The sequence below is a fragment of the Paramuribaculum intestinale genome (assembly GCF_030759015.1).
GTDB classification, from domain to species: Bacteria; Bacteroidota; Bacteroidia; order Bacteroidales; family Muribaculaceae; genus Paramuribaculum; species Paramuribaculum intestinale.
The window spans coordinates 1,646,929-1,660,051 of the sequence record NZ_CP098825.1; the positions used below are offsets into that span (position 1 = coordinate 1,646,929).

12 protein-coding genes are annotated in these 13,123 nt (G+C 56.3%); 9 read left to right on the forward strand and 3 right to left on the reverse strand.

Going from position 1 to position 13,123, the window contains the following annotated elements; genetic code table 11:
• The first annotated feature begins 148 nt into the window (after positions 1-148).
• Positions 149-535 (forward strand): DUF805 domain-containing protein, encoded by a 387-nt coding sequence (locus NF347_RS07380; RefSeq protein WP_107035277.1) that lies wholly within the window; start codon positions 149-151, stop codon positions 533-535.
• 40 nt (positions 536-575) lie between these two features.
• Here NF347_RS07380 and NF347_RS07385 read toward each other — a convergent pair whose 3' ends face one another.
• Entirely contained in the window at positions 576-1,655 is a 1,080-nt protein-coding gene (locus NF347_RS07385; protein ID WP_107035278.1) for a DUF4831 family protein, read from the reverse strand.
• Entirely contained in the window at positions 1,652-3,184 is a 1,533-nt protein-coding gene (locus NF347_RS07390; RefSeq protein WP_107035279.1) for an NAD(P)H-hydrate dehydratase, read from the reverse strand. The genes NF347_RS07385 and NF347_RS07390 overlap by 4 nt, the downstream gene beginning before the upstream one ends.
• 244 nt (positions 3,185-3,428) lie before the next feature.
• On the opposite strand from NF347_RS07390, the gene hpt reads away from it, so the two are divergent.
• Entirely contained in the window at positions 3,429-3,992 is a 564-nt protein-coding gene (hpt, locus tag NF347_RS07395) for a hypoxanthine phosphoribosyltransferase (RefSeq protein ID WP_107035280.1), read from the forward strand.
• 68 nt (positions 3,993-4,060) lie between these two features.
• Entirely contained in the window at positions 4,061-4,660 is a 600-nt protein-coding gene (locus NF347_RS07400) for an adenylate kinase (protein WP_107035281.1), read from the forward strand.
• 178 nt (positions 4,661-4,838) lie between these two features.
• Here the strand turns inward: NF347_RS07400 and NF347_RS07405 are convergent, their stop codons facing one another.
• Positions 4,839-5,108, reverse strand: a complete 270-nt coding sequence (locus NF347_RS07405) for an HU family DNA-binding protein (protein ID WP_107035282.1) — start codon at positions 5,106-5,108, stop codon at positions 4,839-4,841.
• Between the two features lie 299 nt (positions 5,109-5,407).
• Here NF347_RS07405 and NF347_RS07410 point away from each other — a divergent pair, with 299 nt between their 5' ends.
• The 6 genes from NF347_RS07410 (at position 5,408) to carB (ending at position 13,116) form a co-directional block, all read left to right on the forward strand.
• The gene (locus NF347_RS07410) at positions 5,408-6,154 is read left to right on the forward strand and encodes a rhomboid family intramembrane serine protease (protein ID WP_107035283.1); all 747 of its coding nucleotides are present in this window, start codon (positions 5,408-5,410) and stop codon (positions 6,152-6,154) included.
• The gene (locus NF347_RS07415; protein WP_107035284.1) at positions 6,141-6,947 is read left to right on the forward strand and encodes a rhomboid family intramembrane serine protease; all 807 of its coding nucleotides are present in this window, start codon (positions 6,141-6,143) and stop codon (positions 6,945-6,947) included. The genes NF347_RS07410 and NF347_RS07415 overlap by 14 nt, the downstream gene beginning before the upstream one ends.
• Positions 6,944-8,053 carry an endonuclease/exonuclease/phosphatase family protein gene (locus NF347_RS07420; protein WP_107035285.1) on the forward strand — a complete coding sequence of 370 codons (1,110 nt, stop codon included), beginning with the start codon at positions 6,944-6,946 and terminating at the stop codon, positions 8,051-8,053. The genes NF347_RS07415 and NF347_RS07420 overlap by 4 nt, the downstream gene beginning before the upstream one ends.
• Positions 8,054-8,056: 3 nt before the next feature.
• On the forward strand, positions 8,057-8,662 hold the full coding sequence (locus NF347_RS07425; RefSeq protein ID WP_107035286.1) for a serine O-acetyltransferase: 606 nt from the start codon (positions 8,057-8,059) through the stop codon (positions 8,660-8,662).
• A 131-nt stretch (positions 8,663-8,793) separates the two neighbouring features.
• A complete protein-coding gene (gene carA, locus NF347_RS07430) occupies positions 8,794-9,864 on the forward strand; it encodes a glutamine-hydrolyzing carbamoyl-phosphate synthase small subunit (RefSeq protein WP_107035309.1) in 1,071 nt (356 codons plus the stop codon).
• Between the two features lie 15 nt (positions 9,865-9,879).
• Positions 9,880-13,116 carry a carbamoyl-phosphate synthase (glutamine-hydrolyzing) large subunit gene (carB, locus tag NF347_RS07435; RefSeq protein WP_107035287.1) on the forward strand — a complete coding sequence of 1,079 codons (3,237 nt, stop codon included), beginning with the start codon at positions 9,880-9,882 and terminating at the stop codon, positions 13,114-13,116.
• Positions 13,117-13,123: the final 7 nt, after the last annotated feature.

The following is a 13,123-nucleotide window of genomic DNA, read 5'->3' on the forward strand; positions in this document are numbered from 1 at the left end:
TTGTTTAACCTTCTATAGAATTTAAGGACGAGTTTTCACTAAAATTTTGTAATTTTGCAGCGCGTCGAGGATATGACAGGATTTCACATCCACTCATATCCTGATCCGATCTAATTTTATTTAGCTATAAACCAAACGTTTTTCAATTATGGCAGAATTCAATCAGGCCGCACCGCTCGGCTTTGTAGACGCGGTCAAACGTGTAATCAACAAGTATGCTGAATTCAAAGGACGCGCATCGCGCGCCGAATTCTGGTGGTGGATGCTCGGATGCGCCGCCGTATCGGTAGTGCTCAGCATCCTCGCCGCAATCACCGGATTCAAGCTCTTCCAGATGATCTCCGGACTCTTCTCGCTCGCAGTGCTCGTGCCCACACTGGCCGTTAGCTGGCGCCGTCTCCACGACACAGGCCGTGCCGGAGGATGGTGGTTCATCAACTTCATCCCCGCAGTAGGCCTCATCATCTTCATCGTTTTCTGCGCCGCACCGTCAGAGCCGCAGCCCAACCGCTTCGGCGAAGTTCCCGCCAACTGATCTGAACGGCGGCCTTGACCGCCCGGCAACGGATCGGCTCCTATCGTGTGCCGATCTCACGTATAGCTCCCGTCTGCGCGTCAAACACCACGTAGGCGGGAGCCTTTTTGTCGGTAAACATGTCAGGATCGATACCGAACACTATGCCATACTGGGCTATGCCGGCGTCAACGTCGGCCATCACCTCACCCTCCACCTCTATCTGAAGCGAAGCCGATCCGGGCACACGATAGGCAAGCCCCCCCTTCGGGAAACGCTTCTCCTCACCCTTGTCGTTGACCGGTATCTTGCCTCTGGACGTCACATTGACCGAAAGCACCACAGGCACACCCGACAGATCGTCGGCATCGACCGGGCCGTCGGTCAGCGACACACGTCCCACAGTCACCCTGTTGCTGTCATCCACGCCGTCGGGCACATACGTATAGGTGCGAACGGCCGTCGACACCTGTCGCGTGCCCGTAAACATAGCCGTCAACGCATCCTCCTGTTGCTGCAGACCGGCCAGCACAAGCTTCAGTCCCTCGCCGTCGGTAGGCGCCTGATCGGCATTGCCCGACATTATGTCGCTTCGGCTCTGCCGCAGCTCATAGATACGCGCTGCCGCAAGTTCGGCACGCTTGGCGGTGGAAGTGCTCCGAAGCATATCCTCCGTCATGGCCTGACGCGCCGCAGCTGTCTCCAATATCGTCGGACGAGCGGCCACTGCCTCCGGAAGTTGCGGCGAAGGCTGAACCTCATAGTCCTCGTCGTTGACCGTCAGCGGAAAATTATGCTCGTCAAGGATCATGAACGGCGTACTCCCGTTTTTGAACTGCACAAGATATGCCTCCTTCTCGTCGGCCACACCACGGGTGGTGACCGTCACGCTTTTCACCGTCCACACTGTCGACGGCTCCGTGATCGGCTTTATACCCAGATACTTGCTGCAGTATTTATAAAATTCTCCGGGAGTGCTCACCGTTTTCTCGGCCTCTACAGTCACATCCACCGCCGTCAGCGGCAGATTGTAGACCAGTCCGTACTCGTTGAGCTTGCTCGCAGTGAATTTCTGTGTCGTCTGAGCGCCGGCCGTCATTGCCGCCGCAGCCAGCAGAAGCGCGGTAAGTTGGTGTTTCATATCTCGTTTTTGGGTTTCATTATCGATTGGATTGCTTTGCCTATATTGGCGGCGATATCGCCTGCGGTGACACCATAGACGCCATGCTCCTCTTCGGCCATCTCACCGGCCAGACCATGGATATACGCTCCCATCAGCGCACTCACCTCGGGTTTGTAGCCCTGCGCCATCAGACCGGTGATCAGACCGGTCAGCACATCGCCGCTACCCCCTTTGGCCATCGCGGGAGTGCCCGTAGGATTGAAATACACTTTGCTGTCGGGGCGCACGAGAGCCGTATAATGTCCCTTGAGCAATATCAGCACCTGATAGGTATGAGCCACCTCCATCGCCTTCATCAGACGCACGGAGTCGCTCGGCTGATCGCCGAAAATGCGGTCGAACTCGCCGACATGAGGCGTAAGCACCGAGAGCACAGGCAGATCCTGCAGCAGATACGGACGCGCGGCCAGACAGTTGAGGGCGTCGGCATCGATCACCACCGGCCGCTTATGCACCTTCAGAAAAGTGTCAAGCGCGCTGAAAGTCATCTCGTTTGTGCCCAGTCCGGGGCCAAGGCCTATCGCCGAATAGTCATGGCGGGGATTTATACCGCTCACCACCAGCTTGTGCTCGTCAGGCTCAAACATAGCCTCAGGCACCGCCGACTGCATTATCTCGTAGCAACACAGCGGACTGTGAGCAGTCACCTTCCCCACGCCCGAACGCAAAGCGCCACGCGCGCTCAGCACAGCAGCTCCGGCCATGCCGTAGCTTCCGGTCACCAGAAGAGCCGAACCAAGATCGGCCTTGGACACGAACGGACTGCGAGGCTTGAGCAGATGACGCACCTCAGCCTCTTCTACTATATGAAAACTGCTCGGAGTCGACTTGATGATATCCTTGTTGAGGCCTATCTTCACCACACGCCACTCCCCTACCAGATCGGCATTATCCCTGAGGAAAAACGATATGCGGGGAAACTCCACCGTCAGAGTCAGATCGGCATGGACTATATTGCGGTTGATGGCATCGGGATTGAGATCGCCCGTCATGCCCGACGGTATGTCGATGCTCACCACCGTGGCCGACGACTCGTTGATATACCTCACCAGCACCTGGAAACCACCCTGAAGACCCTCGCGCAGACCCGTTCCGAACAGACCGTCTATCACTATCGTGTCGGCCGTCAGTTCCGGAAGCTTCAGCTGATCCTTGATCTCTATGAAATTGACCTGACCGCCCGACGAAAGCATCTCGTCGCGGAACGTCCGGCAGTCGAGCGACAGCATCTGGCCGCCGATATTGAGCAGATACACCGTCGGACGGTAGCCCTGACCCATCATTATGGTGGCTATCGCCAGAGCGTCGGCACCATTATTGCCCGGACCGGCAAAAAAGACGAACGGACGCGTCGGACGCCATCTCGCCATGATCTCGTCAGCCATGCCGCGAGCCGCACGTTTTATCAGTTCGCGCGACGGGATGCCGTCTACCTCCATGGTGCGCCGGTCGATCGCTCTTACATCTTCGGTGGTGAATATCTTCATAGATTATGCTGTTCGATAGAGTCCTATGGTAATACAAATGCTTTCCTACCGCAAAATTACTACATTTACCCGTTGTTCTCACCAAATTAACGAATATTTTATACGCCACGCCGGCACACCACGCCGGCACATGCTGCCTTCCGCCGCTTTTTTAACAGATACTTAACAGACCACACTGGCATCGGGAAATGGTATTTTTATTAATTTTGCACCCACATGTAAGAAACAACAACGACTTCCTAAAATGTCAGAAAACAAAAGAGTAAGCTACAACGGCTTGACTTTTAAGCCATTTATCGAGGCTTCGGCAATCGCACAGCGTGTCGATGATATCGCTGCTACAATGTCATCGGACTACAACGGACTCCGGCCGCTCGTGATCTGCGTGCTCAACGGAGCCGCCGTTTTTGCTGTCGACATGTTCCGCCGGCTCTCGATCGACGCCGAAATCACATTCATCCGACTCAAAAGCTACGAAGGCACATCATCCACCGGAGTAGTAAAACAGGTTGTAGGCCTGAGCGAAGACATAGCCGGACGCGACATCATCGTCGTGGAGGACATCATCGACACCGGCACCACCATCAGCCGACTCATCGATGACCTCAAGGCCATGAATCCCGCTTCGGTCAAGGTAGCGACACTCCTCTATAAGCCTGAAGCATGCCGCCACGACATCAATCCGGAATACGTAGGATTCACCATACCCAACAAATTCATCATCGGATACGGACTCGACATCGACGGACTCGCGCGCAATCTCCCCGACATCTGGGTAGTCGACCCGCAGAGCTGCCCCGACGCATAACCGTCCACAGCGGCGACCTACCCACATCCGCGACATAACAACCCAATAAACCACCATACACCAATCAAATGTTCAACATCGTAGTATTCGGCGCACCCGGCAGCGGCAAAGGGACGCAAAGCGCAAAACTCATCGAACGTTACGGCATACACCATATCTCCACCGGCGAAGTGCTCCGCAGCCATATCGCCGAAGGAACCCAGCTCGGCAAAACCGCCAAAGAATACATCGACAAAGGCCAGCTCATACCCGACGAGCTGATGATCAGCATACTCGCCGACATCATCGAAAACCACCCGGAAGCCGCCAACGGAGTAATATTCGACGGATTCCCACGCACCATACCGCAGGCCGAAGCACTCAACGAACTGCTGGAGAAGCGCGGAGCGCAGCTCGACGCCGTTGTCGGACTCGAAGTGGCCGACAACGAACTGATCGACCGCATGATCAAACGCGGACAGCAGACCGGACGAGCCGACGACAACCCGCAGACCATATCCAACCGTCTGAAAGTATATCACTCGCAGACACAGCCCCTGCGCGACTACTACATGAAACGCGGCAAATACCACGCCATAGCAGGAAGCGGATCGGTCGACGACATTTTCGACGCCATCACCGCAGAGCTCGACGACCTTCATCTCGCATCACGCCGCCAGGGACTCTGAACCGTTCTCACGCCGGCGTCTGATCCGCACAGATCCACACCCCGGCGTCAGCAACTGCAAAGCACAAAAAAAAGCGCTGTGTCATCATATCGATCGACACAGCGTTTTTTTTCTGATCGGCTTGAAACATGCCGGCAGGCGCAGGCCACCGACATACCTCCCGCTACCTCAGCCGAAATTACTTCGACAGGCTGAGATCAGCACCGGCCTTGAACTTCACGGCCTTGCGTGCGGGAATCTCGATCTTCTCCTTTGTGCGGGGGTTGATGCCGGTACGGGCAGGCTTTTCAGCCACGCTGAAAGTGCCGAAACCGATGAGAGCCACCTTGTCTTCCTTCAGAAGAGCCTCGCTGATTGTGTTGAGAGTAGCGTCGAGAGCAGCCTTTGCCTGTGCTTTCGACAGATTTGCCTTCTCGGCAACTGCATTGATTAGCTCAGTCTTATTCATTTCGTAAAGATTAATGTGTGGTTATTTCAAATGCTTCGGCAAAAATAAGTTAAAAATATGACATATTGAATTTTTTTTTGCCGAAAAAACCATTGAACAGTGCCGTTTTTTGCCATTTTTAATCAAAATAGCACACCAATTGGCGACACTTTCATACACATTTCTTACCGCATTTTACATCCTGCGGCCACATGTCACAAACCACACCGCGACCCACGCTGATTCAGATTTTGCCGTGACGGCGATTATTGGTAATTTTGCGGTTGCAACTCGATATAAACAACCATATATAATATAACATGCTTAGATCAGGAGGCTCGATATTCAGTAACATTCCGCCTGTTACAAAAAATCTCATAATCATCAACTTCATAGTCTGGCTCGCCACCATGGCGCTTCCCCACCGGCTCGGCATAGACATCATGCAGTTTGGCGCGCTCCACTATATCAAGGCGCCCGATTTCAACCCCGCGCAGCTGCTGACATACATGTTCATGCACTCCACATCCGACTTCGCCCACATACTCTTCAACATGTTCACACTCTTCATATTCGGAGTCACCCTTGAAAGAGTCATGGGCGCGCCGCGGTTTCTCTTCTACTACATCTCGTGCGGCATCGGAGCTGCCATCATACAGGAACTCGTGTGGGCATGCACATGGGAGGATATCTTCGTCAGAAGCATGGCCAATTTCTACGGCGTCGACTTCCCCGAAATGCGCCAGGCCATCAGCGCGGCGGTCAGCTCCGGACAGGAACTGACATTCCTCAACCAGCTGCAGACCATCGGAGCATCCGGAGCCATCTACGGAGTACTGCTCGCATTCGGAATGCTCTTCCCCAACATGCCGCTCTACATCATGTTCATACCCGTGCCGATCAAAGCCAAATGGATGGTCATCGGCTACGGAGCCATCGAACTGCTGATCGGGCTCAGCTCGGCCAACGACGGAGTGGCCCACTTCGCCCACCTCGGAGGCATGATCTTCGGATTCATCATGATATGGTTCTGGAAAAAGAAAGGCACACTGCATGGCGGTTATTGAACTCATACGAAATCGCGCCCCACGATGGTCGGCGCTCACTTGGATCATCATTGCCTGCGCGGCAGTGTTCGTTATCGTCAGGATCGCCGCAGCCACAGGCGCATCTGCTGCCGGCGGAAGCATGGCCCAGACACTCGTCGACCGGCTCGCGCTGTCATCCGACGCCGCCGCGCTCATGAGTCGCCCGTGGACACCGTTCACCTACATGTTCACCCACTATGAGGTGATGCACCTCATTTTCAACATGCTCTGGCTCTACTGGTTCGGCACACTGCTGCTCACCGTATTCTCCGGCACGCGGCTAATGGCAGTCTATCTCACCGGCGGACTCGCCGGAGCGGCCACATACCTGCTCTTCGGCCTGACAGCATCGCTCACGGCCCCACACTCCATGGTCGGAGCCAGCGCAGCCGTGCTTGCCGTAGTCGCAGCCACGGCAGTAGCGCTTCCGCGCCTACGCATCAACCTGATGCTCATAGGTCCCGTAGAGATCCGGTGGATCGCACTCGCCATCGTGGCGCTCGACGCCGCAGCCATCGGAGGCACATCCATCGGCGCACACATAGCCCATCTCGCAGGAGCTGCAGCCGGCGTCCTGTTTATGATCAAGATACGCCGAACGGCCACATCCCGACCCGGGACGGTCCGACACCGGCCTGAGAACACCTCCGGCCGAGTCGGCACCGATGACCGTAAACAGCTCGACATGCTGCTCGACAAGATTCGCATCTCAGGCTACGCGTCGCTGACACCCGAAGAACGTCGCACACTATTCGAAATCAGCCGCAAATGAAACTGATCCGCATCATAGCCATGCTGTCGGCGCTGACAGTGGCCATAGTCACCGTCGCGTCGGCCTACGCCGGCTCGGTCAATCCACAGTCATGGGCTCTCCCATCAGTGCTTGCCATGATATTTCCGGCCATGCTGCTACTGACGGTCATACTGATTATCGTCAACCTGTTTATCTGCCGCAAGGCCGCCATAGTCGGAGTCGCGTCACTCCTCTGCTGCCTCAGCCCGGCTCTCGACGTCTGCCCGCTCAACTTCTCCGAGCCGGCCGCCGACTCAGAACCGCTGACGCTACTGACCTACAACGTCATGCAGCTCACCGACTTCACCGGCACATCCGTCTCCGACAGCCCCAATCCCACCCTCCGGATGCTGGCGTCGTCCGAAGCCGACATCATAGCGCTTCAGGAATGCTACGACATCGCATCCATAGCCGCCGGCGAGGCCAACCGTCCGCTCCTCGACAGCATCAGCCGTCATTATCCCTACCGCTCCTATGGCGCACGCGGACAGTCGTTGCTCTCGCGCTTCCCCTTCGACGAAATAATCCTCTCACGACCGAATGCCGACGACTTCCGGGTACGGGCCTTCCGCATCTACATCGGAGCCGACACAATCACACTGTTCGACGTACACCTCCAGTCGATCGGACTCACACCCGACGACAAACAGCTCTACCGCGACCTCACACGGGGCGACACACAGGGCCGCGGCATCAAAGGCGAAATACGCGAGATCCGCTCCGACCTCATATCCAAACTCACAGAAGCGTTTCGCGCAAGAGCCCTGCAGACCGCCGCGCTGACCGACATGATAGCCGAAACCGGAGGCAAATGCATCGTTTGCGGCGACTTCAACGACGTGCCCGGATGCTATGCACTCAGATCGCTCGCCGCCACCGGACTGCGCGACGCATGGCGGAAGTCGGCGCTCGGACCCGCCATCACCTACCACGCCAACCGGCTCTACTTCCGCATCGACCACATACTCTACAGCCCGCAGCTCATCACACCGCTGCGCACACGACGCCTAACATGGCCATACTCCGACCACTACCCCGTCGAAATGACATTCACCCTCAACAACCCCGCCACGACACAAGACTGAGCCATGCGCTACACCACCTATAACATAGCCGGATCCGACGTCAGCATACCCTCACCCGAAAGCTATGCCGACTGCGCCACCCTCATAAAGTCCGACTCATACCGCCACAACGGCCGACACGACTCCATACTGCGGATATGGATCAGCGGATTCACACGCATCAGCATCGGATTCTCGTTCTGGTTCAGGCTCGCGCAACACCGCAAAGGATGGCTTTACCCTATAGCACGACTGATGACCAAACGCTATAAACGACGCTACGGGCTATTTATCCCGCCAAAGGTCACCATCGGGTTCGGACTATACATACAGCATTGCCAGGGACTCATCATCAACCCCACGGCTGTCATTGGAAACAACGTCAACATCGGACAGTTCACCACCATCGGAGCAAACGGGCCACAAGCCGCACGGATCGGCGACGGAGTCTACATCGGACCCTCGGTATGCATTGTCGACAACGTGGAGATCGGAAGCGGAGCCTGCATAGGAGCCGGAGCGGTGGTCACACGCGACATCATGCCACACACCACAGCCGGAGGTGTACCCGCCCGACAGATCTCACCGGCCGGACACCCCGAATTCATACGACACCCATGGCCGATTTGAATGCTTTTTTGCATGATTATGCACATAAAATCGCCCGCCGATTTTGCCAATTGAAGCATATTTGCTAAATTTGCATGGTTTTCACGATAGAAGTCATGACAACCGACGAAACATCATCAAAATTCTATCGCATGCGACAAACAAAAAAAGCCGTACTGATACTCGAAGACGGCACACGCTTTGAAGGCAAATCATTCGGCTACGAGGCCTCGACTTCGGGCGAAGTGGTGTTCAATACCGCCATGACAGGCTACCCCGAAAGCCTCACCGACCCGTCCTACGAAGGACAGATCCTCGTCACCACCTATCCCATATTAGGCAACTACGGAGTTCCACCAGAAAGAGAGAAGGAGCAGGTCAGCGAATTTCTTGAAAGCGACCATATCCACGCACGCGCAATCATAGCACAGGACTACAGCTACGACCACTCCCACTGGCAGGCCGCACGATCGCTCGGCGACTGGCTCAAGGAGCAGCATATCCCCGGAATATACGACATCGACACCCGCGCCCTCACGCGACATCTCCGCGAAAAAGGATCAATGCTCGGCAAAATCATCGTCGAAGGATGCGGCGACGTCGAATTCTACGACCCCAACAAAGAAAACCTCGTCGCCAAAGTCAGCACCCGACAGGTCGAGACCCACGGCGACGGCGACAAGACCGTCGTGCTCGTCGACTGCGGAGTGAAACACAACATTATCCGATGCCTCACACGCCGCGGAGTCAAAGTCATACTCGTGCCATGGGACTACGACTTCAACCAGATCGACTACGACGGACTCTTCATATCCAACGGACCGGGCAACCCCGACATGGCGCAGGCCACCGTCGACAACATCCGTAAAGCCATGGACACCGGCAAACCCATCTGCGGAATATGCATGGGCAACCAGCTGCTGTCTAAAGCCGCAGGAGCCAGCATCTACAAGCTCAAATACGGACACCGCTCCCACAACCAGCCGGTAAGAAGAATCGGCACCGACAAATGTTTCGTCACATCGCAGAACCACGGATTCGCCGTCGACTCCGACACACTGCCCGAAGAGTGGGAAACACTCTTCGTCAACATGAACGACGGCACCAACGAAGGCATACGCCACAAGACCAAGCCCTTCTTCTCCGCGCAGTTCCACCCCGAAGCAAGCAGCGGACCCAAGGACACAGAGTTTCTTTTCGACGAATTCATCAGCCTCCTCTAACCATCAGCCATCATCATGACAGACCACAAGAACCAAAAAATAAAAAAAGCCCTTCTGCTGGGCTCCGGAGCACTCAAGATCGGAGAAGCCGGCGAATTTGACTACTCGGGATCGCAGGCTCTCAAAGCAATGAAGGAAGAGGGCATCACCACTGTCCTCATCAACCCCAACATCGCCACCGTACAGACCTCCGAAGGATTCGCCGACAAGATCTACTTCCTCCCCGTCACACCCTACTTCGTTGAGAAAGTCATCGAAAAAGAACGCCCCGACGGCATACTGCTCGCATTCGGCGGACAGACCGCACTCAACTGCGGAGTGGCACTCTTCGAGAGCGGGGTGCTCGAACGCTACGGAGTAGAAGTGCTCGGAACCCCCGTACAGGCCATCATGGACACCGAGGACCGCGAACTCTTCGTCCATAAGCTCGACGAGATCGGGGTCAAGACCATCAAGAGCGAGGCCGTCAACACCATCGACGACGCACGCGCGGCAGCAGCGCGCCTCGGCTACCCCGTCATTGTCCGCGCGGCCTACGCCCTCGGCGGACTCGGATCGGGATTCTGCGACAACGAGGAGCAGCTCGTCAGCCTCACCGAAAAAGCACTCTCCTTCTCACCCCAGGTGCTCGTGGAGAAATCGCTCAAAGGATGGAAAGAGGTCGAATACGAAGTGGTCCGCGACCGGTTCGACAACTGCATCACCGTCTGCAACATGGAAAACTTCGACCCGCTCGGCATACACACCGGCGAATCAATCGTCGTAGCACCCTCGCAGACACTCACCAACGAAGACTACCACTACCTGCGCCAGCTCGCCATCAAGATCATACGCCATATCGGCATCGTCGGCGAATGCAACGTGCAGTATGCCTTCGACCCCGCATCGATGGACTACCGCGTCATCGAGGTCAACGCCCGGTTGAGCCGGTCTTCGGCACTCGCATCGAAAGCCACCGGATATCCTCTGGCATTCGTCGCCGCCAAACTCGGACTCGGATACGGACTCTTCGACCTTAAGAACTCCGTCACCAAGGAGACATCCGCATTCTTCGAGCCGGCGCTCGACTATATCGTCTGCAAGATACCCCGCTGGGACCTCGGCAAATTCCACGGCGTACGCCGCGAGATCGGATCGTCCATGAAATCCGTCGGCGAAGTCATGGCCATCGGACGAACATTCGAGGAAGCCATACAGAAAGGCCTACGCATGATCGGACAGGGCATGCACGGATTCACCGGCAACCGCGAACTCTCCATAGCCGACATCGACCATGCACTCGCCGAGCCGACCGACAAACGCATCTTCGTCATCGCACAGGCCATGATGAAAGGCTACAGCGTCGAACGCATACACGAACTCACAAAGATCGACCGCTGGTTCCTCCACCGTCTGGCCAACATCGTCAGCACATCCGACGAACTCAGCCTCTGCGACAAGCTCGAAAACATCTCCGAGCCGCTTCTCCGCCAGGCCAAGCAGCAGGGATTCTCCGACTTCCAGATAGCACGCTGCGTGCTCAAGGACTCCATGGCCGATCCCGAAAACAATATACTTCAGGTGAGAGAACTGCGCAAACGGCTCGGCATCACCCCTGTCGTCAAGCAGATCGACACGCTCGCCGCCGAATATCCCGCAAGCACCAACTACCTCTACCTCACATACAACGGCACCGAAAACGACGTCAACTATCTCCACGACCACCGGTCGATCGTAGTCCTCGGATCGGGAGCCTACCGCATCGGCAGCTCCGTGGAGTTCGACTGGTGCTCGGTCAACGCACTTCTCACCGTCAAGAAAGAAGGCTGGCGATCGGTGATGATCAACTACAACCCCGAAACCGTATCGACCGACTACGACCTCTGCGACCGCCTCTACTTCGACGAGCTGACATTCGAGCGTGTCATGGACATACTCGACCTTGAGCAGCCCCACGGAGTCATCCTCTCGGTGGGAGGACAGATACCCAACAACCTCGCCACACGCCTCGACGACCAGCACGTCAACATACTCGGCACATCGGCGCGCAGCATCGACAACGCCGAGGACCGCAACAAGTTCTCCGCAATGCTCGACCGCATCGGAGTCGATCAGCCGCGCTGGCGTGAGCTGACGAGCTTCGAGGATATCTACCAGTTTATCGACGAAGTTGGCTATCCGGTGCTCGTGCGCCCGAGCTACGTGCTTTCGGGAGCCGCTATGAACGTCTGCTCCAACTCCGACGAGCTTGAACGCTTCCTGCGTCTGGCTGCCAACGTTTCGAAGAAGCACCCCGTAGTGGTCAGCGAGTTCATACAAAACGCCAAGGAGATCGAGATGGATGCCGTGGCACAGAACGGAGAGATCAAGATCTACGCCATATCCGAGCATATCGAATATGCCGGCGTACACTCCGGCGACGCCACCATACAGTTCCCGCCGCAGAAACTCTACGTCGAAACCATACGCCGTCTTAAGAAAGTGGCCTCGGCCATAGCCAAAGCCCTCGACATATCCGGCCCGTTCAATATCCAGTTCCTGGCTAAGAACAACGACATCAAAGTCATCGAGTGCAATCTGCGCGCATCGCGCAGCTTCCCCTTCGTATCGAAGGTGTTGAAACTCAACTTCATCGACATAGCCACCAAGGTGATGCTCGGCATTCCCGTCGAAAAACCCGCGAAGAGCGCATTCGACCTCGACTACGTAGGCATCAAGGCCTCGCAGTTCAGCTTCTCACGCCTGCAGGGAGCCGACCCGGTGCTCGGAGTCGACATGTCGTCGACCGGCGAAGTCGGCTGTCTGGGCGACGATTCGTCCGACGCGCTGCTCAAGGCCATGCTCTCCGTCGGCAACCGCATCCCCTCAAAGGGAATACTCCTCTCCACCGGCGGACCCAAGCAGAAGGCCGCAATGCTCGACGCCGCACACAAACTCAACAACAAGGGCTACAAGATCTACGCCACAGGAGGCACACACGCCTTCCTCAACGACAACGGCATACCCGCCGTAAAGGTCTACTGGCCCAGTCAGGCCGACATGCAGCCGCAGGCACTCGAACTGCTCCACAACCATGAGATTGATCTCGTGGTAAACATCCCCAAGAACCTCACACCCACCGAACTGGGCAACGGACACACGATACGCCGCGCGGCAATCGACCTCAACATACCGCTGCTCACCAACGCCCGCCTGGCATCGGCATTCATCGACGCATTCACATCGATGACACTCGACCAGATCGAGATCAAGTCGTGGGACGAGTATAAATGACCACACT

Bases quoted from the DNA above. Each gene is read 5' to 3' on its own strand.
- NF347_RS07380 (WP_107035277.1), top strand. From the start codon at position 149: ATGGCAGAATTCAATCAGGCCGCACCGCTCGGCTTTGTAGACGCGGTC.
- NF347_RS07385 (WP_107035278.1), bottom strand. From the start codon at position 1,655: ATGAAACACCAACTTACCGCGCTTCTGCTGGCTGCGGCGGCAATGACG.
- NF347_RS07390 (WP_107035279.1), bottom strand. From the start codon at position 3,184: ATGAAGATATTCACCACCGAAGATGTAAGAGCGATCGACCGGCGCACC.
- hpt (WP_107035280.1), top strand. From the start codon at position 3,429: ATGTCAGAAAACAAAAGAGTAAGCTACAACGGCTTGACTTTTAAGCCA.
- NF347_RS07400 (WP_107035281.1), top strand. From the start codon at position 4,061: ATGTTCAACATCGTAGTATTCGGCGCACCCGGCAGCGGCAAAGGGACG.
- NF347_RS07405 (WP_107035282.1), bottom strand. From the start codon at position 5,108: ATGAATAAGACTGAGCTAATCAATGCAGTTGCCGAGAAGGCAAATCTG.
- NF347_RS07410 (WP_107035283.1), top strand. From the start codon at position 5,408: ATGCTTAGATCAGGAGGCTCGATATTCAGTAACATTCCGCCTGTTACA.
- NF347_RS07415 (WP_107035284.1), top strand. From the start codon at position 6,141: ATGGCGGTTATTGAACTCATACGAAATCGCGCCCCACGATGGTCGGCG.
- NF347_RS07420 (WP_107035285.1), top strand. From the start codon at position 6,944: ATGAAACTGATCCGCATCATAGCCATGCTGTCGGCGCTGACAGTGGCC.
- NF347_RS07425 (WP_107035286.1), top strand. From the start codon at position 8,057: ATGCGCTACACCACCTATAACATAGCCGGATCCGACGTCAGCATACCC.
- carA (WP_107035309.1), top strand. From the start codon at position 8,794: ATGCGACAAACAAAAAAAGCCGTACTGATACTCGAAGACGGCACACGC.
- carB (WP_107035287.1), top strand. From the start codon at position 9,880: ATGACAGACCACAAGAACCAAAAAATAAAAAAAGCCCTTCTGCTGGGC.